26 protein-coding genes and 1 pseudogene are annotated in these 22,087 nt (G+C 41.4%); 13 read left to right on the forward strand and 14 right to left on the reverse strand.

What is annotated here, in order from left to right; genetic code table 11:
- Positions 1 to 3: 3 nt before the first annotated feature.
- The 6 genes from folP to trxA all read right to left on the reverse strand — a co-directional run bounded on the left by folP (position 4) and on the right by trxA (position 3,936).
- Complete coding sequence (gene folP / locus RAM70_RS21870; protein WP_045360729.1) at positions 4 to 846, reverse strand: dihydropteroate synthase; 843 nt, start codon at positions 844 to 846, stop codon at positions 4 to 6.
- A 94-nt stretch (positions 847 to 940) separates the two neighbouring features.
- Entirely contained in the window at positions 941 to 1,738 is a 798-nt protein-coding gene (locus tag RAM70_RS21875) for a hypothetical protein (protein ID WP_045360728.1), read from the reverse strand.
- Between the two features lie 396 nt (positions 1,739 to 2,134).
- Complete coding sequence (locus RAM70_RS21880; protein WP_045360727.1) at positions 2,135 to 2,794, reverse strand: F0F1 ATP synthase subunit B; 660 nt, start codon at positions 2,792 to 2,794, stop codon at positions 2,135 to 2,137.
- 36 nt (positions 2,795 to 2,830) lie between these two features.
- Positions 2,831 to 3,304, reverse strand: coding sequence for a pantetheine-phosphate adenylyltransferase (coaD, locus tag RAM70_RS21885; protein WP_002779868.1), 474 nt, complete (start codon positions 3,302 to 3,304; stop codon positions 2,831 to 2,833).
- Positions 3,301 to 3,585: a DUF427 domain-containing protein gene (locus tag RAM70_RS21890; RefSeq protein ID WP_045360724.1), complete on the reverse strand. Its 285-nt coding sequence runs from the start codon at positions 3,583 to 3,585 to the stop codon at positions 3,301 to 3,303. The genes coaD and RAM70_RS21890 overlap by 4 nt, the downstream gene beginning before the upstream one ends.
- A gap of 33 nt (positions 3,586 to 3,618) precedes the next feature.
- On the reverse strand, positions 3,619 to 3,936 hold the full coding sequence (gene trxA, locus RAM70_RS21895; RefSeq protein WP_045360722.1) for a thioredoxin: 318 nt from the start codon (positions 3,934 to 3,936) through the stop codon (positions 3,619 to 3,621).
- A gap of 131 nt (positions 3,937 to 4,067) precedes the next feature.
- Here trxA and map point away from each other — a divergent pair, with 131 nt between their 5' ends.
- The 5 genes from map to RAM70_RS21920 all read left to right on the forward strand — a co-directional run bounded on the left by map (position 4,068) and on the right by RAM70_RS21920 (position 9,218).
- Positions 4,068 to 4,913, forward strand: a complete 846-nt coding sequence (map, locus tag RAM70_RS21900) for a type I methionyl aminopeptidase (RefSeq protein WP_045360720.1) — start codon at positions 4,068 to 4,070, stop codon at positions 4,911 to 4,913.
- Between the two features lie 103 nt (positions 4,914 to 5,016).
- A complete protein-coding gene (locus RAM70_RS21905) occupies positions 5,017 to 5,418 on the forward strand; it encodes a universal stress protein (protein WP_045360719.1) in 402 nt (133 codons plus the stop codon).
- Between the two features lie 437 nt (positions 5,419 to 5,855).
- Positions 5,856 to 6,080 (forward strand): DUF2811 domain-containing protein, encoded by a 225-nt coding sequence (locus tag RAM70_RS21910; RefSeq protein ID WP_002800048.1) that lies wholly within the window; start codon positions 5,856 to 5,858, stop codon positions 6,078 to 6,080.
- A gap of 49 nt (positions 6,081 to 6,129) precedes the next feature.
- Positions 6,130 to 6,756, forward strand: coding sequence for an aminoacyl-tRNA hydrolase (pth, locus tag RAM70_RS21915; protein ID WP_312675622.1), 627 nt, complete (start codon positions 6,130 to 6,132; stop codon positions 6,754 to 6,756).
- Positions 6,757 to 6,890: 134 nt separating this feature from the next.
- Positions 6,891 to 9,218, forward strand: a complete 2,328-nt coding sequence (locus RAM70_RS21920; protein WP_312675624.1) for a WD40/YVTN/BNR-like repeat-containing protein — start codon at positions 6,891 to 6,893, stop codon at positions 9,216 to 9,218.
- Positions 9,219 to 9,338: 120 nt separating this feature from the next.
- On the opposite strand, the gene fumC is transcribed toward RAM70_RS21920, so the two are convergent.
- Positions 9,339 to 10,742, reverse strand: a complete 1,404-nt coding sequence (fumC, locus tag RAM70_RS21925; protein WP_312675626.1) for a class II fumarate hydratase — start codon at positions 10,740 to 10,742, stop codon at positions 9,339 to 9,341.
- A 274-nt stretch (positions 10,743 to 11,016) separates the two neighbouring features.
- Between fumC and RAM70_RS21930 the strand changes: the two genes are divergently transcribed.
- Positions 11,017 to 11,304, forward strand: a complete 288-nt coding sequence (locus RAM70_RS21930) for a YggT family protein (RefSeq protein ID WP_045360710.1) — start codon at positions 11,017 to 11,019, stop codon at positions 11,302 to 11,304.
- A 4-nt stretch (positions 11,305 to 11,308) separates the two neighbouring features.
- On the opposite strand, the gene gshA is transcribed toward RAM70_RS21930, so the two are convergent.
- Together gshA and RAM70_RS21940 are read right to left on the reverse strand one after the other, a co-directional pair.
- Complete coding sequence (gene gshA, locus RAM70_RS21935; protein WP_045360707.1) at positions 11,309 to 12,463, reverse strand: glutamate--cysteine ligase; 1,155 nt, start codon at positions 12,461 to 12,463, stop codon at positions 11,309 to 11,311.
- A 39-nt stretch (positions 12,464 to 12,502) separates the two neighbouring features.
- Positions 12,503 to 12,895, reverse strand: a complete 393-nt coding sequence (locus RAM70_RS21940; protein ID WP_312675628.1) for a pre-16S rRNA-processing nuclease YqgF — start codon at positions 12,893 to 12,895, stop codon at positions 12,503 to 12,505.
- Between the two features lie 170 nt (positions 12,896 to 13,065).
- On the opposite strand from RAM70_RS21940, the gene brnA reads away from it, so the two are divergent.
- The 5 genes from brnA (at position 13,066) to RAM70_RS21965 (ending at position 17,824) form a co-directional block, all read left to right on the forward strand.
- On the forward strand, positions 13,066 to 13,308 hold the full coding sequence (brnA, locus tag RAM70_RS21945) for a type II toxin-antitoxin system BrnA family antitoxin (protein WP_002789212.1): 243 nt from the start codon (positions 13,066 to 13,068) through the stop codon (positions 13,306 to 13,308).
- 176 nt (positions 13,309 to 13,484) lie between these two features.
- Positions 13,485 to 14,786 carry a glycosyltransferase family 61 protein gene (locus tag RAM70_RS21950; RefSeq protein WP_312675629.1) on the forward strand — a complete coding sequence of 434 codons (1,302 nt, stop codon included), beginning with the start codon at positions 13,485 to 13,487 and terminating at the stop codon, positions 14,784 to 14,786.
- A 513-nt stretch (positions 14,787 to 15,299) separates the two neighbouring features.
- Positions 15,300 to 15,428 (forward strand): hypothetical protein, encoded by a 129-nt coding sequence (locus RAM70_RS21955; protein ID WP_287999633.1) that lies wholly within the window; start codon positions 15,300 to 15,302, stop codon positions 15,426 to 15,428.
- Positions 15,429 to 15,666: 238 nt separating this feature from the next.
- Positions 15,667 to 17,259, forward strand: coding sequence for an ArnT family glycosyltransferase (locus RAM70_RS21960; protein WP_045360702.1), 1,593 nt, complete (start codon positions 15,667 to 15,669; stop codon positions 17,257 to 17,259).
- Between the two features lie 100 nt (positions 17,260 to 17,359).
- Positions 17,360 to 17,824 (forward strand): DNA phosphorothioation-associated protein 4, encoded by a 465-nt coding sequence (locus tag RAM70_RS21965; RefSeq protein WP_008201626.1) that lies wholly within the window; start codon positions 17,360 to 17,362, stop codon positions 17,822 to 17,824.
- 8 nt (positions 17,825 to 17,832) lie between these two features.
- On the opposite strand, the gene RAM70_RS21970 is transcribed toward RAM70_RS21965, so the two are convergent.
- From RAM70_RS21970 to RAM70_RS21980, 3 genes are read right to left on the reverse strand one after another with little or no spacing between them, the layout of a single operon-like run.
- Positions 17,833 to 18,471, reverse strand: coding sequence for a DUF1361 domain-containing protein (locus RAM70_RS21970; protein ID WP_312675631.1), 639 nt, complete (start codon positions 18,469 to 18,471; stop codon positions 17,833 to 17,835).
- Between the two features lie 3 nt (positions 18,472 to 18,474).
- Positions 18,475 to 18,891, reverse strand: a complete 417-nt coding sequence (locus RAM70_RS21975; RefSeq protein ID WP_045360698.1) for an acyl-CoA thioesterase — start codon at positions 18,889 to 18,891, stop codon at positions 18,475 to 18,477.
- 7 nt (positions 18,892 to 18,898) lie between these two features.
- Positions 18,899 to 19,417 carry a cofactor assembly of complex C subunit B gene (locus tag RAM70_RS21980; RefSeq protein WP_149979136.1) on the reverse strand — a complete coding sequence of 173 codons (519 nt, stop codon included), beginning with the start codon at positions 19,415 to 19,417 and terminating at the stop codon, positions 18,899 to 18,901.
- Between the two features lie 135 nt (positions 19,418 to 19,552).
- On the opposite strand from RAM70_RS21980, the gene RAM70_RS21985 reads away from it, so the two are divergent.
- Positions 19,553 to 20,458 (forward strand): metal ABC transporter permease, encoded by a 906-nt coding sequence (locus RAM70_RS21985; protein WP_045360695.1) that lies wholly within the window; start codon positions 19,553 to 19,555, stop codon positions 20,456 to 20,458.
- Positions 20,459 to 20,726: 268 nt separating this feature from the next.
- On the opposite strand, the gene RAM70_RS21990 is transcribed toward RAM70_RS21985, so the two are convergent.
- Positions 20,727 to 21,164, reverse strand: coding sequence for a putative toxin-antitoxin system toxin component, PIN family (locus RAM70_RS21990; RefSeq protein ID WP_045360693.1), 438 nt, complete (start codon positions 21,162 to 21,164; stop codon positions 20,727 to 20,729).
- On the reverse strand, positions 21,157 to 21,381 hold the full coding sequence (locus RAM70_RS21995; protein WP_045360691.1) for a hypothetical protein: 225 nt from the start codon (positions 21,379 to 21,381) through the stop codon (positions 21,157 to 21,159). Before RAM70_RS21995 ends, RAM70_RS21990 begins: the two co-directional genes overlap by 8 nt.
- Before the next feature lie 509 nt (positions 21,382 to 21,890).
- Here RAM70_RS21995 and RAM70_RS22000 point away from each other — a divergent pair.
- Positions 21,891 to 22,022 (forward strand): annotated as a pseudogene (locus tag RAM70_RS22000) (RNA-guided endonuclease TnpB family protein); the annotation flags it as partial.
- Positions 22,023 to 22,087: the final 65 nt, after the last annotated feature.

Below are 22,087 nucleotides of genomic sequence, written 5' to 3' on the forward strand. Positions count from 1 at the left end.
TTTTCAACTTCGCTCGATTGCGTCCACCACTTTACTCACATCTACGATCGCGGCCACATCATGGACGCGCAGGATATCGGCCCCCTTAGCGATCGCTATAGCACAGGCCGCCGCCGTTCCGAAAACTCGTTCTTTTGGGTCATCTTTGCCTGTAATCTCGCCGATAAAGCGTTTTCTCGACAATCCAATTAAAATAGGTAAATCTAAATCCCGAAATTGCCCTAATTCTCGCAATAACTCAAGATTTTGTCGCCCGGTTTTGGCGAAACCAATCCCCGGATCGATGATAATATTTTCCCTAGCAATGCCCCACTGTACAGCTTCCTTAACGCGATTCTGTAAAAATTCTTTAATTTCCTTGACTAAATCATCATAATGTGTTAGGGATTGCATCGTTTGCGGATTGCCCCGCAGGTGCATGAGGATGATGGGAACAGCCAATTTAGCCACCGTGGGCAATAATAGGCGATCGAAGGTTCCCCCAGAAATATCATTGATCAAATCGGCCCCGGCGGCGATACCTTGGGCTGCTACGATCGCCCTAGTGGTATCGAGAGAGATAGGAATAGAACTTTGTTGTCGAATAGCGGTGATTACGGGGATAACTCGCGATAATTCCGCTTCTAGGCTAATTTCTTGCGCCCCTGGACGGCTGGATTGACCACCGATATCGATTATATCAGCCCCGGCCTCGATCATTTTCATCGCCTGTAGCAGGGCATTTTCAACGGTGTCAAATTCTCCCCCATCACTAAAACTATCGGGAGTAACGTTCAAAACACCCATGATATAGGTGCGTTTTCCCCAAGCAAAAATATGTTCACGAATTGCCGTTAAATTAGACATAATACTAAATCCTGTTGAAAAAGTATGGGAAAGTGGGAAGTTTTTTCAGTGAACAGTAAACAGTGAACTGATAACTGATTACTGATAACCATAGTTAATTTTTAGGTAGGGAAGAATCTTTTAATTCAAAATAAGCTTGTACTTCTTCTTTCCAGAGTTGATATTTTTCTTGAATTAGTTGATATTGACTGGCAAAATCGAGGTTACAATCAACGAGATTGCTATCGATATCGGATTGCAATAATTCCCGTTCGATTAGGGTTTCTCGGATAAATTTTAAACATTCCTGTCTCAAAGCTTCCGCTTGAGCAATAATTAGCTGGACTTGATTAATTGCTCGATCATATAATGGAGTTTGTGAATGAAAAATTTCGGAAGATGCGGCTAGATTTCGCAGTCTATGTAATTGATTTTTCTTTTCTACTAAACTGGCAATTTTGGGGTTAATTTCAAAAAGTAAGGTTTTCACCAGAGGAGCCAAGCGGCGAGTATTAGTATAATCGTAGTTATTAAGGTCTGATTTAATCAGGTGTACCTGTTGTAAATCGACGGTAATATCGTGGAATTGTATCTCGGTTTCGGTTATGGTGGGATGAATCGTTTTAACTTTCCAAGTAGTAATAGAAGTCAACTGCTGGCGATCACTATTAACCATTTGCTGCTCCATTTTCAGCACATCGAGGGGAATGCTATAAAGTTTTTTCTCAGGAATATAGATGACATCGCTACTGAGAATGCGATCGATTTTAGGACGACGATATAAATAATGATACAGGAATCGATAAAAGCTTTTACTGCCTTGAAATATCTGGACAAATAACCAAATTTTCCAGCTGAATAACCCGCTAAGAAAGCGTCCGAATAGATGGTAATTCGAGGAGGGGTTATTCATGAAATTCCGTTATCAGTTATCAGTGAGGGATTGGAGGTTGCTGGCTTTTCAGTGAGCGGTAAATAGTAAACAGTAATCAGTAAACAGTAATCAGGGATAAAGATGAAGATAACTAACTAACTAAGTAGTCGGACATAAATTCTGTCGTCTGTCTTAAGAAATGTAATTCTGGCAATTCCTGCTGACTCCTGACTCCTGACTCCCACGGTTAACTTTACTTTTGTCCGACCACTTAATTAACTTAAAACTTACATCTGATACTAAATCCGGTTATTAAAAACTGATTATTTATTCTCCCTTTTGCATGAGTGCCTCTTGCATGAGTGCCTGTCCTGATATGTAGCCTATACTCAACGGATTTAGTATGATCACTGATAACTGATCACTGATCACTGATTAAGGACGTTCTCCGGGTAGATTTTTTGACGATGTTGGTTTCGATCTTACCTGTTGACGACCGTTGCGGATAATTTGTAACATTTCCCCTAATTGTCGATCGAGATGTTCTAAAACCGCTTCGGCATAGTCGTCAGCGCCTTTTTGAATTTCATGACATTCAGCTTGGGTTTTTTGTCGTAACTGTTGCACTTCCTGTAGGGCGCTGTGACGCATCTGTTCGATTTCATCGAGGGTTTGTTGTTGCACAGATTCGCACTCCTGCTGAACCTGTTGACGAATTTGGGCTGCTTGCCGTTCTGCTTGTTGAATAATACCGGACTGATCGAGAATTTGGGCTGCCCTTTGTTGAGCGGAACGAAGGACTTGTTGAGCGTATTCTTCCGCTTTAGTAATAATTTCTTCTTCTTCCTGCAAAATTGCTAAAGCTTTCTGTACTGCTGGTGGCACGGTTTCATAGATGATCTCGATCTGTTCGGATATCTGTCCCTCATCGATCATTGTCCAACGGGTGAGAGGGATATGGAAACTCTCAAAAATCATCTCTTGCAGACGCGCCAAATCCTGATAGATATCGAAATCGACGGGTGGACTGGGAACCCCACTATTAGAAGTGTTAGGTACTGCTTTTCTGCGATCATTAGGTTCTCGGCGCGCCATAGGTTCAGATCGTCCTCATTCCTGTATTCTAGTATGTTAACTATAGTATGAGTAAATATCTCTAGAAACGTTTTCTGGGACTAGATGGGTGACAGAGCCACCGAATTGAGCGATTTCTTTAACCACGCTACTACTTAAAAAACTATATTCTTTAGTGGTGGCCAAAAAAACCGTTTCAATCCCTTCCCAGAGAGTTTTATTGGTATGTGCCATTTGCAGTTCTTTTTCAAAGTCTGAGAGAACCCGCAACCCCCGCAAAAGTACCTTAGCTCCTTTTAATCTGGCATATTCAACTGTTAATCCTGAAAAACTGTCTATCTCAACGTTTTTCAGGTGTTTTGTACAGTAACTGATCTGTTCTATGCGTTTTTCGACGCTAAATAAGGGGTTTTTATGGGGATTGCAGAGAACTGCCACGATTACTCGCTCGAATAGTGGCACACTGCGTTCGATAATATCTAAATGACCGAGTGTAACTGGATCGAAGCTGCCGGGGTAGATGGCGATCATTTCTCAACCTGCACACCTCGCCAAAAAGCGATATATCCTTTAATATTTTGGGCTTTTGGTTTAGGATCGGGATAATACCAAGCGGCATCTTTATTGTCCTGTCCATCTACCCTGAGAGTATAATAACTAGCCTCTCCTTTCCAAGAACAAATGGTATGGGTGTTACTGGATTGAAAATATTCAGCTTTGATGGTATCGGGGGGAAAATAGTAGTTTCCCTCGACAATTTCGCAGTTATCGCTTTCCGCTACCACTGCACCATTCCAAATCGCCTTTGCCATGGCACTAACTCCTAGTTCTGGTTCAAAATTATCTTACAACAGAGTTTGTAAATGTTGAACCAGTTGGTTAACCTGCACCACTCCCTCGATTCGATCGATCGGTTGACCATTTTTAAAGACTACTAAAGTCGGTAAAGCTTGAATACCGTACTTAGTGGCTAAATTAGGATATTTGTCTGTATCAATTTTGACAATTTGTAGGCGATTTTTGAAATACATTCCCGTTTGTTCTAGAATCGGAGCCATCATTTGACAAGGACCGCACCAAGTGGCATAGAAATCCACTAACACGGGAAGATTAGTGGTTTGCAACAGTTGCTGAAAACTGGAAAACTCTTTTTTGACTGCCATAAATTGTCACCTCGCCGGAAAAATAGCCTTTTTCCTACTATAGCTTTTCTAAATGTTCCTTGATTTCTCCAGAGCAGTCATCGATCGCCGGGAAAATGCTAAGTTAAGTAAAGACTCTGAGCCAACTGTCCATGAACATCCTAACCAAGCTGCTTTTTCCCGAAACTAAAACCCCAGAGCAAGTAGGTTCACCGCGAGTACAGAAAAGCCGCCGGGGAATCGAGACCAAATCCGCCGCAGAAATCGTGATTATGCGACAAGCAGGTAAAATTGCCGCCACAGTCCTCAAGGAAATTGCCGAGATCGCTCAACCCGGGATGACGACGGCGGCTCTGGATGCCTATGCGGAAAAACGTATCCGCGAAATGGGTGCTACTCCCAGTTTTAAAGGTTATTATGGCTTTCCTGCCTCGATTTGTGCCTCCGTCGATAACGAAGTCGTTCACGGTATCCCTAGCCCGAAAAAACGCCTCAAAGCTGGTTCTGTGTTAAAGGTAGATACGGGGGCCTACTACCAAGGTTATCATGGGGATTCCTGTATCACGATCGCTATCGGTTCCGTCTCTCCAAAGGCCGAAAAATTAATCCGCGTGGCGGAAGAAGCTTTATATAAAGGCATAAATCAGGTAAAAGCGGGCAATTATCTGCTCGATATTGCGGGAGCGATCGAAGATCACGTTCAAGCTAACGGTTTCCAGGTGGTAGAAGATTTTACCGGTCATGGAGTCGGCAGAAATCTCCACGAAGAACCCTCGGTATTTAATTTTCGCACTAATCAGTTACCCAATGTCAAACTCCGCGCCGGGATGACTCTGGCAATTGAACCAATTGTCAATGCGGGATCTAAACATACCAGAACTTTGCGCGATCGTTGGACGGTGGTGACAATGGATAATGCTCTCTCCGCTCAATTTGAGCATACTGTCTTAGTAACCGCCACGGGGTACGAAATCTTAACCGAGCGCAATAACCTATAAAATTGTCTATCTAGGCTTATTATCCTTAGATAATGGCAAAATAAAAGATTTTTTGCCCTGGGATCTTAATTGGAAGTTTGTTTAGCGGCAGGATTTAGTCAAAATGTTTAAAAATATCGTTGTTGCCTTAGATTGTGGGGAATTATCGGATCGAGTCCTTCAGTCCTTGAATTCCCTTTCTCTAACGGCAAATTCTTGCATCATCCTCACCCATATCCTCGGCAAGGAGGGAGATGAATCGCCAGTTGATCGCCCTCACCCCTCCCGTGAGATCATTGAAGATCAATTGCGCTGCTATCAATCCCAGATTGCTGCCCCTAGTGAAATCGAGGTCATCTTTGGTGATCCAGCGGAGGAAATTATTCGTTTAGCTAATATCTATCATGCTGATCTGATCGTGATCGGTAGCCGGGGATTAACGGGAGTTCAACGGGTGATCGAAGATTCTGTTAGTAGTCTCGTGGTGGCAGAAGCTACCTGTTCAGTATTGGTGGTGAAAGCATAGCAGCCAGCATTCAGCTAGAAAAGGTACTCTGACAAGAGTGCCTAAGTAGTCTTGATCATCACTGCTGACTAAAATTTGCAAATCTTATTTTTCCCCAATGTTTTCCCCCATACATTCCCCAGTATTTCCCCACTCACTCCCAAGTTTTCCACAGTTTACCCAGACTTTTCCACAGGCAACAGCGATAGAATCGGCACTTGCTTCGAGAAAAAATTAATCTTGATTGTCAAAATTCCCATCGATAGATACTGAGTTACTGTTAAGTTGAGTAAATAAAATCTAGCTCTAACCCTTATTCCCTCGTAAATATTAAGTTTTTCTAAAGCATTCCTTTACATCTGGTAATATTGCAACTCCCCCCAACTTGGCTCACAATAGTCCTTACTGTCCACTGCACCAGTCAGGGATTTCCCCACTTCCGATCAGAGGTAAACGATATGAATACATCAGTCAGTATCTTGGCAGAAATCCCCGAAATCCTCCACCAATCCCTACAACAATATCTAGAAACCCACCCCGGTTGGGATCAAGATGGTGTGTTTACGGCGGCATTGTCATTTTTTCTGCTTAATTGTCAATCCTCCGAAAGGATGAATTTTGAGGAGCAAAATAGCTGTGCCAAGGTTTATCTAGAAACTTTGTTCCAGCGCTCCGAGTGCTAATTCGGTGATAATAAGAGTCGGGTCATGGTTAAAAGCCCGATTTCTCCCTATGAATTCCGATAAAACCCCTAATTTAATTATTCCTCAACTAATTATCGGTTTGGGTAATCCCGAACCCAAATATGATCGCACCCGTCATAATATCGGTTTTGAAACTGTGGACTCATTAGCGCGGGATTGGCGGCTATCTTGGCAGGAAAATAAGCGATTTCAAGGTTTTATTGCCGAGGGTGACAGTCCTCTCCCGGGCAAAATTCGTCTCTTGAAACCCCAAACCTATATGAATCGCTCTGGGCAATCGGTGCGATCGGTGCTGGACTGGTATAAACTAGCCCCAGAGTCGATTTTAGTCATTTACGATGATATGGATCTGCCCCTAGGCCGGTTGAGAATCCGTCTATCGGGATCGGCGGGCGGACACAACGGTATTAAATCAATGATTGCCCACGTTGGCACGGAAAACTTCGCTCGTTTACGCATAGGAATCGGTAAATCAAGCGAAAAAGCGACTATTTCCCACGTTTTAGGCCGATTCACCCCCCAAGAAAACCAAGTAATCTTGAAAGTGTTAGACTTGTCCAGAAAAGCGATCGAACTTGGTCTCAAACAAGGATTACAAAAGGCAATGAGTCTCTACAATAATCAAAGTGTAGAGATTGGCTCTAATCTATGCTGATAGCAAATAAGCCTGATTTTAGTAATGGTTATAATCGCCATTTTCGTCTATACTCTTACAGAACCCTTGCTTAAATTTTGATCGCCCTTTGCTAGATTAGGTCAATTTTTATCCTCGATATTAGCAGTTTAAGTATGATTAATCGCCAAAGTTTGCTGAGATGCGCCCACAAGTTTAATCTCATTTTATTGATAATTGCTACAGTTTTTTGTCTTTGGAGTAATCCCGCTTTTGCCCATCGTCCCCATGATGTAATTAGTCAAGTGGAAGTTTCTCCTGATTTCCAGACAGATAATACAGTATATATCTTGGTGCGAAATAACCTTTATAAGTCTAGGGATGGAGGTAGCAACTGGACAAGATTAATTCAAGGTTTAGATTATACGGGGGAATTAAGTTCCCTATCCCTCTCTCCCCTCAATAAAAATATTCTCTATTTAGCTTCAAGATCCAATGGTATTTATAAAAGTGAAGATGCGGGGGAATCTTGGCAGAAAGTTAATCAGGGTTTAGAAACTAACTTTGTTAACTTCCTAGAAATTGCCCCTTCCGATGCCAATATAGCAGCGGCAGTGGGATTAGAAAAAGGGGTTTATTTAACCGAAGATGGCGGTAAAAATTGGTCAAATATTTTCCCCACCACGGCACTGATAACCTCTCTAGCTATTACTCCCAACAATCCCGGTCGAATTTTTTTCGGGGATGAACAGGGTAAATTATACACTTCCTCCGATGGGGGGAAAACTTGGCAGAATCTCCCCTTACCTACCAATGTGGGGGCAGTAGATACAATTGCTTTTTCTCCTAATCTAGACAGGGATAAAACCTTTTTTGTCGGCACAAAAGAAGCGGGTATTTTTAAAACCGTTGATGATGGTAAAACCTTCCAAGCCGTCAACGAAGGAATTAAAGATAAAATCATCGAAGACATCGTTATTTCTCCCGACTATGCCCAAAACTCTACCCTTTATGCCATTACTTGGTATGACGGGATGTATGTTTCCCAAGATGGGGGCAAAAGTTGGACAAAAATGAGCGAGGGTTTAACCAAAGACAAACAAGCTGATGATTATAAAGTTCCCCATTTTATGGATTTAAAAGTCGTTCAAGATACGATGTTTTTGGGGGGATTTAATGGCTTATTTAAAACCACAGATAGGGGCAAACAATGGCAGGAAATAGAAACTTTAGCCCGGGGAACAGTTATCGCCATGGCGGTTTCTCCTAATTATGCCGAGGATGCCACTGTCGTCATTGCTAATTATGTAGGCAATATCTTCATCAGTCGGGATAAAGGGGAAACTTGGACACCAATTAATCGCGGTTTAGAAGTTTATCGACTTGGTAAAGATCCCGAAGAATCAGGACAGGATCCCCGGCGTTTCTTTGACATTGCCTTTTCTCCTAACTATGGACAAGATCGAACTATTTTTGCTGGGTTTTTACGCAATAGATTTGCCAAATCCGCTAACGGTGGTGATTTATGGAAAATTATCGAAATTGATGAAGGAGTCCGCGGTCCGAGAATAGTTCCTTCCCCAGATTTTGCCAAGGATAAAACTCTTTTTCTCACCAATCAGCAGGGTAGAATATTTCGTTCTACCGATGGAGGAAATACGGTTAAAAATATCAGTGAAGTGGGCGGAATTTCCGGTAATTATGCCCCTGCTATGGTAGCTTCTCCCGATTTTGCTAAGGATAAAACTTTGTTTGTCACGGGAAAAGAGGGTATTTATCAAAGTGTTGATGGTGGACTAACTTGGAACAATGTCAGCCAAGGAACACCCCTATCAAAAACCTCTAATGTGCAGTTGGCAATGTCTCCCAATTATCCCAAGGATGGAACTATTTTTGCTGGGACAATTTCTGGTTTGTTTGTCACCAAAGATGGGGCTAAAAGTTGGACAAAATTAGAGAAACCAGGGTTTAATCCGCAGGCATCAGTAGAAACCATTGCTATCTCTCCTGATTATGCTAATGATCGCACGGTAATAGTTAGTTTACAGGGAGATGGATTGTTTAAATCTAGCGATGGCGGAGCAACTTTTAAGCTAATTGGTGATCCTAAAATACCCCTAGTGAAAATTCATAGTATCCCTTCCTCTGGTATCCCCATCCGCTTTTCCCCTAATTACGCTCAAGATAAAACTTTATTCGGTTTTGGTGGTGCTAAAACTACAGTTTTTCGTTCCACCGATGGGGGAGAAACTTGGACAAGTGTAACTATTCCTCCTCACGCAGAAGAAGATACACCCCGCTATAAAATCGGTGAGTTTTTCTCTGGTCCCCTTGGCACAATCTGGCGCTTAGTTATCCCGATTCTCCTGGCAATCGTCGCTTATTTTCTGGTGGGTTTCTTGAAACTGGAGAAAGTTATTAATCTTCCTAAATCCTTCTTCCGCATGGCAGCAGCATTGATGATTTTTCTGTTTGTTTTCTTCGCTATCATTACCCAAGTTTAGCGGAAATTTTTGCTGGCGGGGCTTGACAAATCCCGCTGCTTGCCTTATACTTATATGTATAATGGGAATCCGTGCCTGCCTGCGACCTCTGATTTTTGCGGCAGTTATCCCCTCAGAGAATTAACCATCGGCAACGTAGGGATTTACCATCTTAGCGGGGTCAACAATGCGATCAAAATCCGCTTCCTTGATGTATCCCAGTTGCAAGGCTGCCACTTTCAGGGTTAAATCCTTTTCTAGGGCATAATGAGCGACGTAGGCAGCCTTTTGGTAGCCAATCACGGGACTTAAGGCAGTCACCAGCATCAAGGACTGATTTAAAAAAGTCTCAATTTGTTTTTGATTAGCAGTCATCCCCTGAACCAAAAACTGACAGAAATTACCGCAACCATCAGTGAGCAAACGGATAGACTGCATGAGATTATGAATCAACAGCGGTTTATAGACATTCATTTCCAGATGTCCTCCAGCGCCTCCCATCGTCACCGCTAAATCATTAGCCATCACCTGCAATGCTATCATCGATAAAGCTTCGCATTGGGTGGGATTAACTTTCCCCGGCATAATTGAAGAACCCGGTTCATTTTCCGGCAGCTGTAATTCTCCGATTCCACAACGGGGACCACAGCTAAGTAAACGGATATCATTAGCAATTTTATAGAGGGAACTAGCGATAGTTTTCAGTCCCCCGCTCAAGAAAACTAGAGCATCGTGGGAACCTTGCACGGTAAACTTATTAGGAGCGGTAATAAAGGGTAATTTGGTCAGATTAGCGATTTCGGCCGCCACATCTCGATCAAAATCCGGGGGAGCATTAATTCCCGTACCGACGGCAGTTCCTCCCAAGGATAAACGATAGACTTTTTCTAGACATTTTTCTAGCCAATCGCTGCCATCATCCAATAAACCCACATAACCGGAGAATTCTTGTCCGAGGGTTAAAGGGGTGGCATCCTGTAGGTGAGTGCGACCAATTTTAACTATATTTGCCCATAATTGCGCCTTTTCATCGAGACTATTCCGTAATAGTTGCAGACTGGGAATTAATTTTTCCTTGACTGCCAAGGCAACGGCAATATACATGGCCGAGGGAAAGGAATCATTCGTCGATTGGGACATATTAACATGATCGTTGGGATCGACGGGAGTTTTGCTACCCAGAGGATTCCCCGTCAGTTGACTACAACGATTGGAGATGACTTCGTTGATGTTCATGTTAAATTGAGTGCCACTTCCCGTCATCCAAACGTAGAGGGGAAAGTTATCTGCGTGTTGTCCGGCTAAAATTTCATCGCAGACTTGACAGATTAGGTTTTTTCTCTCCTGACTGAGACGATTTTTTTGCTGATTGACAATTGCACAGGCTTTTTTGAGAATGGCATAGGACGCGATCATCTCCCGGGGCATGAGATTATCACCGATACTAAAGTATTGTAGGGATCTTTGGGTCTGCGCTCCCCAAAGTTTATCGGTAGGTACGGGAATTTCTCCCATGCTGTCTTTCTCGAGGCGAAATTCTGTCATCTTTAAGTTACTTCTGAGGTCAGCAAAAGATGGTCGTTATCTGGTCTGAAAAGAGGGTGGTTACAGGGCGACACGGATTCCCATTATAAGAAAAGTATAAGTCAAGTCTGGCTGATTTGTCAAGCCCTATGGGGACTTTTTCTTGGAGGCATTTTTACCCGGGAGGTTGACAAGAATAACTGGCAGGGTGCTGGGGCGATTAGGATGATTAAATGAGACAAAAACTGTTATATTTTAGGGAAGATAATCGGTAAAAAAGACGGGATTGGAGACTATGGACACAGCGATCGCATTAAGTTGGACATTGGGAATTATCTTAGGGTTGATGACCCTTTTGTTTATCTTACGGATCGTGCTGACTTGGAATCCACAGGTAGATTTAAATAGCTTTCCCTTTAATATGATTGCCTGGCCAACGGAACCTTTTTTAATCCCCGTGCGTAAACTCATACCCCCCTTGGGAGGAGTTGACATTTCTCCGATTATTTGGGTGGGAATTTGTACGCTGCTGCGGGAAATTCTTCTCGGTCAACAGGGTTTAATTACCATGTCCTTAAAATAATTATTTAAGCGACTAGAATATGCTGACATAATTTATGTTCTAAGTCTCGTTCCTGTTCTTCTAGGGTAAGAATCGCCTGTTTGATAATACTTTTAACATCCATACCTTGGTCGTATTGTTTTAACCATTGTTGTGCAGTGTTACCTTCGCGGAGGATTTTTTGTAAGGGAGAGAGGAAACAACTAAAACCCCTTTCTTTAGCGATCGGATAAACTTGAACATAGAGGTCTTTAATCCAATCCCTAGCTAAGATTTCCCGGCCATCGTACCAATGTCTCAGGGTGGCATCAAGACTAAAACGCGCGGCAGCCTGTTCGTTTTCTTGGGTTAAAGTTAATAAATCCTCGCTGCGACTGCTGCTGGGTAATTGACTTAAAATCAAGGGGTCTAATTGGGGATCGTGGAGAAGTTGAGTTAAACGGGCCTCTAAAAAAGCCATAACTGCTAATAAACTAATAGGATGAGCAATCAGGTCACAAATTCGCAATTCTAGACGATTGAGATTATAGGGACGATTGCTCCCGTTAGGACGTACCGACACCCAGAGATGACGAACATTCTGCATCGTACCGAGTTTTAATTGTTCCTCAGTCCAAGTGACAAAATGTTTATGACTTTCAAAGAGGGGAACATAAGCGGGAGTTTGGGGGAAAACTTGCCAACGACGGGAATGGGAACCGGTGATTTTACCGTCGAGAAAGGGAGAAGAAGCGCTTAAAGCCAAGTATAAAGGAGCTTCTAGGCGAATTAAGCGACAGGCACGCATTAAATCCTCATAATCGCTAATACCGACGTTAATATGAATACTGGCCGTGACTACATTAGTGCCGTAGGTCTGTTCGATATAGTCATGATAGGGATTGTGGGGGTCACTGCGATAAAAATGTTGACTATCGCCCAAGGAGAGGGTACTGCCAGGGATGAGGGTATAATCGCCTAAACGACGCAAATATTGCCGTAGAGCCAGACGAGGTTTTAAAGTAGCGCATAAAAGACGGTCATAGTTAGTCATGGGAGCCGTAGTATATTCTACGTTACGACTATCCGGTTCTCGGACAAAACCATCTAAATCCTTGACAATGCGATCGGATAAACCGATAATTTCTCCGGCTGCCGTTCCGGTGTACATTTCCACTTCAAAACCTTTACTTAGGAGCATCGTCAATTCACCCTGCTGTGTCTATTTTGTAGTGTGACATTATTTGGACTGTAAATGACGTTCGATCAGCAGAATCGCTACTATATCATCAATGGGGCGATCGGGAAGACGCATCCCCTGGGGGATGAGTTTCTGTAATCCTTTGGGGGGAAACATAACCCAATAGCGATCGCGCGCTTCTAGGGTACTATTGCGTTCATCCACTAGAGTAATCGGGATGGTGACACGAGCGGCAATTTTTTCGCGCCAACTTTTTGAGGTGGTTTGATTCCCCATCACCAATAATTCGATCGGATATTGTTGACAGAGACTGGCTAAACGCTCGATCGCTTGTGACGATGCTATCACCTCATGGGTATAAATTTTCCCCGTCGATGACCTGACCGCGATTCCACATTTATCCTTACCCGGATCAAAACCGAGAATACACATAGTTTTTATCTCCTGCAGCAGTGGTCGGTTTTATTAAATCACTAAATTAGGGTGTTGGGTGTTGGGTTTTGGGGTTTTAGTTGAAATTCCCCTATCCCCTAATGGTCTAATCTAGGAATAGGACTCTATTATTTCAGCCCGACGCTCTAAACCTGAAGTGGTGCAAATTTATGAAAGCTGAAGATTTTGACCGCAAATTTGATGATGGAGAAAATATCATCGAATATTTGGATTTAACTAAAATTAAACGTTCTAATTCCGAGGAACAAACAATTGCGTTTGAGTTTCCCTCATGGATGGTAGAGGCTCTTGAGCAAGAAAGTCAGCGTCGTGATTTACCGTTACAAGCTATTGTCAAAGACTGGATTGAGGAAAAATTAGCTAGTTCTAATTTTCTGCAAACAACCCATTGAATGGGGATGATCGCAGTTTGTCACTGAGTCAGGTTTTAAGATGCGATCGCTTTTTCAGATGATCCAATGGAAACGACTGCCCAACAAATTTATACCTAACCTAAGTAGTTTGTACCTTGACACCAACGGCTTTTTACTCGCGCTTAGAAATTAGTCAGAATGGAAACTTTCTAGCCATGAACCTTGATATTGGCAAATATTCATGTTATAATGCCTACGTAGCTCTAATTTGTATTAAAACTTCTATGCAAGGAATTACCGCCAAAATACTAGATGTAGCCAACTATAATTTGTCTAAATATTTATCAAAAAGCCAAGCTCTATTTGTTCCTAGAAGGATAAGAGACTCAGTATCGAGTCAATGGGAAAATAATTACAAATCCTTAAAAATTAGTCCTATAGAGAGACAATATCCACAGAGATACCGGATCAATTTTTTGAATTATCACCCCGATAAATTGGAAGTAGTTAAAGAAAACTATTATAGTATAAACTACAGTGAGAAACTACCTCTAGAGAAGACTATCACTGTCAAAGATGTCCTTTATGTTCCTAGGTATCAAGCTTTCTATGATTTAAGAGATGGCTCAAGAATTAACACATCTAAAATGCCATGGATTCCAAAATCCGAGCAAGATTCTCAGGAATTTAAATCTTTATACCATCAATCTATTGATACTACTAAAATCAAAAAGATTGATCAGAAATTTATGTATGGAGAAAATATCACACTACACTATGGACATTTTCTTTGTGAAACAATTAGTCGTCTTTGGTACTTAGAACAAGCTGAAAAATTAGGAATTTTGGTAATCGGACAACCTCATAAAGCTAAGTCTATCAGTGACTTAAAGGTCTCTAGGAATTTCGTTGACGAATTTATGACTGCTCTTGACTTAGACTCTGAGCAATTCTTAGAGTTAACTAGACCTGTGATACTAGGAGAGGTTGTTTTTCCTTATCCTTCTCTGAGTCTTCACAGAAGAGAGGTTTTTAGCTGTCATAAACTTGTTCCCGAGTTAGTAGCCCAAAAGCTCTTACCCGATAAAGTCACGCAAACTGAGCAACCGCTTTACATTTCTCGAACTAAACTAAAAAAAGCCAACCGACAAATTCTAGGGGAAGAGCAACTAGAAAATATATTAAGAGAACGTGGCTTTGCTATTATTTATTCAGAAAATTTGACTCTACAAGAAAAGATATATTTAGTAAATAAGCATAAATATATTGTCGGTACTTGGGCATCATCACTACATACAATTATCTTCAGCCTGTCTGACTCTAAAAATATTTTTTGTCTCAGCGATAAAGGTAACTTATTGCCCGTTTTTGCTCAGTTTGATGCTCTAAAATCAGTTAATTCAACCTATATTGCCGCTATTCAATCAGAAGGAGAAGATGATAACCACATCATGGGTCAGAAAATCCTAGATGTAGATGCAGCATTATCGGGTTTGAAAGAGTCTAATTTACTTTAAAATAAACCGAAGGATTTCTCTTCCGGGATTGAACTTTATTGGGAAGAGATGGGCATTTAGTCCTCTGGCATTGGTCTGTTAACAGAAAACAAGAACTCTGGCAGAAAGATAAGTCAAGATATATCCTTGTGTTTGTAACGAAGTTCGTAATTGTCTCTCTACTCGCACTTAGAAATTATTCGAAATGCCAGCCAGACCGTACACCGAAAATCGAGAATCGGTATCGTCCGATCAGACAGTTTTTGTTTTGGCATAGTCCAGACCATTCGAGCGGATGAACCGCTCGCAAAAACGCTGGCAACTACAAAAAAACGGGAAACCTGTCTTCCCCCCAAAGAGGGAAGGTCTTGACAGGATATAAAAAAGGCTTTAGATTACCGAAGAGAGCGATAAGCGCTCGAATTGTTTACCAAGGAAAAAATCTCATAAAATTTAAAAAACTTATCAGTTTTACTTTTTTTTTGTAACACTTATCAGTTCAAGAAAAATAGTATTATCTTCTCGCAAAATATAGTGTTAATTGTTGGTGTTTTAACTTCTATTTTCCTGACTGAAGAAATTGCTAAACAAGCACTAAGATTATTAATTCCGCAATTTATCGCCCTGATTATTATTGCTTTGATAGGGGCAAAAGTTATTTAATTAACATCAGTTTTATCTAAGTTCCCCCTTCCCTTAATCCTCGTTCATATCCCCAATCAGCAACGACTAGGGAGAGTTTGCCGATAGCCAAGGGCTAAGAGATGACAGAGTTGGTGATATAGTAACTAAAGATCACACTTAAATCTAACCTTGCCATAGATGCACAATCTCGAATCTGGCAACCCCAAAAATCTCCCGTCTCTAACATCAGTTTTAGCGATGAAATGAGGTAAGAATTTTGACCAAAATACTTAGCGATCGCATTGCCGTTTATCTGCTCATCGGTGGACTCCTGTTTAGAATAATCATCGCTCTGGGGCTTTATCCCGGGTACGATGAGGCATATTATTACGTTTACAGCCATAATCTAGATTGGAGTTATTTCGATCATCCGCCAATAGTAGCGATTTCCACGGGTTTTGGGACTTGGATCACGGGATTAGTCAATCAATTTACCATTCGCTTCGGTACTCTCCTTCTCTATACCGGCAGCCTCTGCTTGCTATATCTGACGGCTTTAAAATTGTTCAGTCTGCCGGTCGCCAGAATGACTTTAGCGATCGCTACTCTCATCCCCATCTATGGGATCGTCTTCGGGATTCTCTCGCAGCCAGATAGTCCTTTAATCTTTTTTTGGTCATTAACAGTCTATTTAGCTGCCCAAGAATTCTGGCCAATTCGGGGAAAAAACTATCATCCTAGCTATCGTCTCGCTTATATTGGACTTGCCGTAGGATTGGCGGTTTTAAGTAAATATCATGGCTTTATTTTGGGCTTTGGTTTAGTTTTATTTTGTCTGACCACTCCCCGCTATTGGCCTGTATTTAGATCGCCCTGGTTGGGATTAGGATTTATTCTTTTTTTGATAACTTTATTGCCGATTATCTACTGGAATATTAACCATGATTGGATTTCCTTTCGCTTTCATCTAGAAGACCGTTTTTCTGGAGAACCCAAAACCTTTAATATTCTTGGTATTCTCTCGGTTATTGGCATTAGTATCGCCACGATGTTTCCTCCTTTCGGTTTGCCGATGTGGTGGGTGACATTTAAAAGCTTTGGCGAACAAATCCCTAACTTTCTCTCGAAAAAAAGATTTTTTCAGCGAGATGAAGAATCCCTCAAAAAATGGTTAATTCTTTCGGTTTCTCTGCCTTTAATACTGGGAATGCTTTATGTGGGTGCTTCCCATTATCTCGCCCCTAGTTGGATTTTACCCGGGTTTTGGTCCTGCACGATTTTATTAGGAGAAAAGGCCAATACTTGGCAGCAATCTTCTCGAATCTGGGTAACAAGATGGTTATGGGGATCGGGAATTTTTATCGTTACTGTTTTATCTATAGCAATGCTTCACGTTACTTTTGGCACTTTCCAAAAACCTAGTCAATACGCAATTTTTGGGGGAATTATTGCCCCAGAACAGGACCCTTCTCGGGAAATTGTCGATATCGATCAACTGCGCCAAGGCTTTGCTAATTCGCCAGAATTATTAGCACTCTTAAAAGATTCTAGCTTCGTTTTTACCCATAGTTTTTATGTGACAGCATGGCTAGATATGGCTCTCTATCCCCTAGTTCCTATTCCTGTCACCTGTTTTAACAACGATCAAAGGGGTTATCAAATTTGGTTTAATCCTCAAGAATGGATCGGTAAAAATGGTTTATTAATTACTACAAATAGTTCCCTAGAAAGACCGGAAATAATCGATCGCTACCGTCCCTATTTCCAAGATATAACTAAAGTAGCTGTCATTCCCATCAAGCGCGGTGGTGTCGCCATCGAACAATTTCATGTTTACCAAGCTAAAGGACTAATTAAAACTTATCCTTAAAGCAGTTATAGCGGGGAGGGGATAGACAAATTAGTTGATAAATACTGATAACTTCTATCTCCTGAATTTTGTAACCTTTTTTACTTTTTACTTGATAAATATGTCCATTCATCGAGTGCGTATTGCTAGAGATAAAGGGGAATTTGTCCAGTCCTTAGTTAATTTTAATCAGGGAATTGGACCCTTTCAAACCTATGCTGATGTCATCGCTTTTGCGGCGGCTTTAGGGGTAAGATATCAAGAGAGGGTGGCGATAGAAAATGTAGCGAAGGAACCCTCACCTATTAACCTGGAAATTTTTATTTCTCGTGGCTACGATACCCTAATCAAATTATTGGCAGTCAATGAATTCCAAGATACAAAAATTCTTTCTCCCCACGGGGTAGATTCAGAAGCTTTGCGAGTGACAATTTTCGAGGAATATGCTAACGCCGGTTTAGCAAGATTAGAACGAGAATTGCGCGGTGCGGTGGATTATACTGAAAGATTATTGTTAATTATCAGTCAAGAACGTTTTCGAGACATTACTGCCACAACCGAATTCGATTTAGGCAGATTTTTGTAGTAGAAATTCTAGTTATTCTCGCAGGAGGCAAAAAATCGATTGTAAAGTCTTTTGTTGATCTCGTATAGTAACCAAATAATTAAAAAACAGACAGGGATAAATATCAAAGATTTTTGAGTCAGTAAATTCTGCAAACTCCAGAATAGTTGCTGCGGTTGAGTGATTAGATACCAACTATTCAGCCGGAGAAAACGCCCTAGATAGATACCGATCGCACTTAAAAAATGGAGAGTTATTTCTAGGGGTAAAACTGCTGAATTTAGCTGACTTTGCTGACAATAACTTTTTAAATTAAGTAAGGAGAGAACGTATAGCTGAAAGCCAACAAAAATAAAGATACTATACTGGGGAATTAAAACTAAAAAAATTAAACTTTTGGCGTAATCCTGCTGAATATAAGAGATTAAATGAATACTATCGGTGAGAATGTAGGGAGCATTGGGTAAAAAAAGCAGGAAAACTAAGAGAATTAACCACCAGACTAGGGAACGATCGAGGGTAGTCGGAAATAACCAAAAGCTGAGGATAAAGGGGATAAAGGCCAGAAAAGAATTCCAGACAATCCTCCCGGTACTAAGGTTAAATAATTGCCAAGCATTGTGCCACCAATCCCTAGTTAAAATTATCGTTAAATCTGTCCAAATCATCCCTTAAATACCAGTCTCCTCTAGGGTTGATAAATATCCTAACCAATTTTTTAAAGATTCCGGGAAAGGGATTCTTTCTCTAGTGGTGGGAGCGATGCAGACATGGCGGGTTTTTGCTTTTCCGACCATGATTTCAGCGAAATAAATTTTATACTGCAATTCAAACTCGTTTTCGCTCAGGGATCGGGCAGTGAAATCAATTTGTATGCGATCACCACAAAAAAGGGGCCGAAAAAACTGGATTTCCGCTTGAGTAATCGGTAGGGCAACCGGAGAATCTTTGAAAAAATCCTTGATATTGATGCCAAATTGTGCTAAAGAAAACTCGTAGGCTTCATGACAGATCGAGAGAAGATGGGCAAAGTAAACCACACCGGCCGCATCGGTATCGGCCAGATAAATTAGGCGTTCATAGGGCATAAAAAGCTTATTGTCTTTCCAGAAAGGTTAAACTATCTTGTAGTTGTCTTAACTCGTCCCGATGGGCTTTGACAGTTAATTCCGTTTGCTGAGATTTGCTTTCCACTTTAAAAGCCACTTCTTCTAAACGGCCGACTTTTTGCCAATAGAAAACACCGGCGAGGGGAGATAAAGCCACAAGAGCAAAAATATAGGGATTAGTATCGGGAAATAACACCGATAACACCAGTGAGAAGCAAAATAAACCCAAGGCCGCCAAAATTGTCAAAAATATCGCTAGAAAGGGGCTAGGCGGCACAAAACCCTGTAATCTGACAATATTCTGTTCGGGTTCGATCGCTTTGACTTGATAGGAACGTCGGTCAAAATAATCTCGCAGTTGTTCTAATAGTTGGTCGTCACTGGTACTGGTAAGATAGACACGCTGTTCGATACGCTCTTTGACGGAACCGCGAATAAAAAAGAATAATCCCACCATGAGCAGGAGAGTCAGAAAAAAAGTTGAGGAAAGAACGGGGGTATCCATGGCGGCGGTTGGGAGCGAAAAAACTTACAATTAATCCTAATTATCCTAACCTATCTTCTCCCCCGATTTAGAAGATAGACCCTAGGAGCAAAACCTCGATCGAGAATCAGAAAAATTTAACCCCAAGGCAGATTCATGGGCAACAATCTATTAACAGGATTAATCGAACCCTTACAGTATAGTTTCATGCAGAGATCCCTAATTGAAGCTATCATCGTCGGGATCATCTGTGCGGTGGTGGGAACCTACCTGATGGTACAACGTTTGGCCCTCTTGGGCGATGCCATCAGTCACTCGGTTTTACCCGGACTAGCGATCGCTTTTATTGGTAATTTTAATCTTCTCCTGGGTGCTTTACTAGCCTCAATGGTCAGTACCCTACTGATTAACTTGATCCGTAATCGTTCCCCAATCAAAGAAGATGCGGCCATGGGTATTGTTTTCTCGGCTTTTTTTGCCCTTGGCATCACCCTGATCACTCTCATCCAAAAAAACAACAAAATTGACCTTAATCACTTTCTCTTCGGCAATATTCTCGGTGTTACTGCTGCCGACATTCGCGATACCCTAATTATTGCCGTTATCGTTTTATTAACCGTTTTGCTCCTGTATAAAGAACTATTATTCTACACTTTCGACAAAATCGGGGCGCAAGCGGCGGGTTTACCGGTAAATTTATTAGATTTAGGCTTAATGCTCCTGATCGGCCTGACAATCGTTGCTAGTCTCCAAGCGGTGGGAGTAATCCTCGTTTTGTCCCTTTTGATTACCCCGGCAGCCACTGCTTATCTTTTAGTTACTCGTCTTCATCAAGTCATGGGTGTGGGTGTGGGTGTGGGTATTATTTCTAGTATCAGTGGGATGTATTTAAGTTATTACTGGAATTTACCCTCTGGACCGGCGATCGTGCTTGTCGCTTTTACCCTATTTATGTTGGCCTTTTTATTCAGTCCCCGTCAAGGAATTTTCACTCATCCCTCTAGTCTAGGTGGTCAACTTTCTATCTGGGGAGAGATGAAAAATTTGTTGAGACGACGTTAGTTTGGGGGATAAGGTGGGAGTGATCAAAAAAAGCCGACGGCCGAGATAACTGCGATAATTTGCTAGATTTTTAGAGGCTCTTACTCTGATATTGTGTTGATTTTATTGAGAATTTATTCATGTAATCCCCCTGATGGAAAGACTCTAGGGAAATTTTCCTTCTCATCCCTCCCTTGGGGATATTACAGAGATTAATCTATCGCTTATAATCAATTCATTCTCGCACCTCTAACGGATAGTTTAGCATACGGTCGAGTGCAGTGATGTTTTATGCCTCTTTGTTTGGTGGATAGTGACCAACACTTTTTAGAAACTGCTCAACAGATTGTATTTGTATTGAGCGAAAAGGATTAAGAACCAACAGATCTTTATCTCCACTGATAATCAAATCAGCTTTACCACTAAGCGATAACTCTAAAATCTTGTCATCCTTGGCATCACGGCACTCCTTGACAACATCTACCACCTCAATCAATATTCCCCTATCTATAAAGCTGTCTAAAAATTCTTCCCTTTCTTCATCTGTGATATATTTTCTAAACTTTGCACGACTGAGAACTTCGTCAATTTCTTCTATTAGTTCTAATGAGAACAAAATGTTGCCATTTTGGAGTGCATACCTAATTGCCAAGTCAGGATTACTGCCCTCAAACAGCAAAGAGCTAATGATCACGTTGGTATCAAAAACGTATCTCACTTTACTCACTTAGCAAATTACTCAAAATTTCGGGAGTTAAGCCTCTAGCTTGTGCTTTCCGACTGATATCACTCATAACAGCCTCTAGTGGGCGGCGTTTTCTAGCAAATTCTTTCAACCTCAAACTAAGAAGAGCATCAAGCTTTTGGCGATCAGCAAATATAGCTGATTCATAAATTTCGGCCGATTCCGCGTCAACACGAATTTTAATCTCTCTAACTTCCATAGGTTTTACATACCAAAGAATGTTTCTAAACTATTTAAAACTCTCTCTGACTATATACTAGACGAATTTTTCCAGATAATACCCCCAATTAAGATTTTATTGAGAATTCATTCTCGCACCTCTAGAAGTTTAAACCATGTCACTCGCTGAGTTAATTCCTCTGGTCAACAATCTGAGCCAGTCAGACAAATTATCACTCTTCAAACTCCTGGCCACACAAATCCCAGACGCTGAACTACAATTCATCTTCTCCGCATCAGAGTACCCAATTTGGTCGCCCTACGACGCAACGGCAGCTGCAAACATTCTGATGCAGATGATTCAGGATGTTTGCAGCTGCTCATGCCTAGTACAGTTGAGTTTCCCTTTTCTGAGGATGAAGCATTACCGAAAACTTGGGTTTAAGGTTCCCCGCCATGCCCGCGTAGCAGAGGGCGGCTTTTAGATAATGGGTTGTCAGTTAATATTTAATGTGTTAGAACAAGTTTATTCTTGAAATTTTAGCGTAAATGTTTGTCCTAGAGTTTAAAGTTGAGGCTAAATTAAAACAATATCAGGCTATAGACGATGCTATCCGCACCGCCCAATTCATCCGCAATAAATGCTTAAGATATTGGATGGACAACAAAGGTGTAAATCAGAAGTGTTGAACGTTGAGAAAAGTCAGAAAAAAAATGCTATTATAGATAGAATCTAGACAACTTAT

The sequence above is a fragment of the Microcystis wesenbergii NRERC-220 genome, from assembly GCF_032027425.1.
GTDB classification, from domain to species: domain Bacteria; phylum Cyanobacteriota; class Cyanobacteriia; order Cyanobacteriales; family Microcystaceae; genus Microcystis; species Microcystis wesenbergii_A.

Bases quoted from the DNA above. Each gene is read 5' to 3' on its own strand.
- RAM70_RS21980 (WP_149979136.1), bottom strand. From the start codon at position 19,417: ATGGATACCCCCGTTCTTTCCTCAACTTTTTTTCTGACTCTCCTGCTC.
- gshA (WP_045360707.1), bottom strand. From the start codon at position 12,463: ATGCTCCTAAGTAAAGGTTTTGAAGTGGAAATGTACACCGGAACGGCA.
- RAM70_RS21985 (WP_045360695.1), top strand. From the start codon at position 19,553: ATGGGCAACAATCTATTAACAGGATTAATCGAACCCTTACAGTATAGT.
- RAM70_RS21920 (WP_312675624.1), top strand. From the start codon at position 6,891: ATGATTAATCGCCAAAGTTTGCTGAGATGCGCCCACAAGTTTAATCTC.
- RAM70_RS21970 (WP_312675631.1), bottom strand. From the start codon at position 18,471: ATGATTTGGACAGATTTAACGATAATTTTAACTAGGGATTGGTGGCAC.
- RAM70_RS21910 (WP_002800048.1), top strand. From the start codon at position 5,856: ATGAATACATCAGTCAGTATCTTGGCAGAAATCCCCGAAATCCTCCAC.
- RAM70_RS21930 (WP_045360710.1), top strand. From the start codon at position 11,017: ATGGACACAGCGATCGCATTAAGTTGGACATTGGGAATTATCTTAGGG.
- RAM70_RS21995 (WP_045360691.1), bottom strand. From the start codon at position 21,381: ATGGAAGTTAGAGAGATTAAAATTCGTGTTGACGCGGAATCGGCCGAA.
- brnA (WP_002789212.1), top strand. From the start codon at position 13,066: ATGAAAGCTGAAGATTTTGACCGCAAATTTGATGATGGAGAAAATATC.
- RAM70_RS21950 (WP_312675629.1), top strand. From the start codon at position 13,485: ATGAACCTTGATATTGGCAAATATTCATGTTATAATGCCTACGTAGCT.
- coaD (WP_002779868.1), bottom strand. From the start codon at position 3,304: ATGATCGCCATCTACCCCGGCAGCTTCGATCCAGTTACACTCGGTCAT.
- pth (WP_312675622.1), top strand. From the start codon at position 6,130: ATGAATTCCGATAAAACCCCTAATTTAATTATTCCTCAACTAATTATC.
- fumC (WP_312675626.1), bottom strand. From the start codon at position 10,742: ATGACAGAATTTCGCCTCGAGAAAGACAGCATGGGAGAAATTCCCGTA.
- RAM70_RS21975 (WP_045360698.1), bottom strand. From the start codon at position 18,891: ATGCCCTATGAACGCCTAATTTATCTGGCCGATACCGATGCGGCCGGT.
- RAM70_RS21890 (WP_045360724.1), bottom strand. From the start codon at position 3,585: ATGGCAAAGGCGATTTGGAATGGTGCAGTGGTAGCGGAAAGCGATAAC.
- RAM70_RS21880 (WP_045360727.1), bottom strand. From the start codon at position 2,794: ATGGCGCGCCGAGAACCTAATGATCGCAGAAAAGCAGTACCTAACACT.
- RAM70_RS21940 (WP_312675628.1), bottom strand. From the start codon at position 12,895: ATGTGTATTCTCGGTTTTGATCCGGGTAAGGATAAATGTGGAATCGCG.
- folP (WP_045360729.1), bottom strand. From the start codon at position 846: ATGTCTAATTTAACGGCAATTCGTGAACATATTTTTGCTTGGGGAAAA.
- RAM70_RS21905 (WP_045360719.1), top strand. From the start codon at position 5,017: ATGTTTAAAAATATCGTTGTTGCCTTAGATTGTGGGGAATTATCGGAT.
- trxA (WP_045360722.1), bottom strand. From the start codon at position 3,936: ATGGCAGTCAAAAAAGAGTTTTCCAGTTTTCAGCAACTGTTGCAAACC.
- RAM70_RS21965 (WP_008201626.1), top strand. From the start codon at position 17,360: ATGTCCATTCATCGAGTGCGTATTGCTAGAGATAAAGGGGAATTTGTC.
- map (WP_045360720.1), top strand. From the start codon at position 4,068: ATGAACATCCTAACCAAGCTGCTTTTTCCCGAAACTAAAACCCCAGAG.
- RAM70_RS21875 (WP_045360728.1), bottom strand. From the start codon at position 1,738: ATGAATAACCCCTCCTCGAATTACCATCTATTCGGACGCTTTCTTAGC.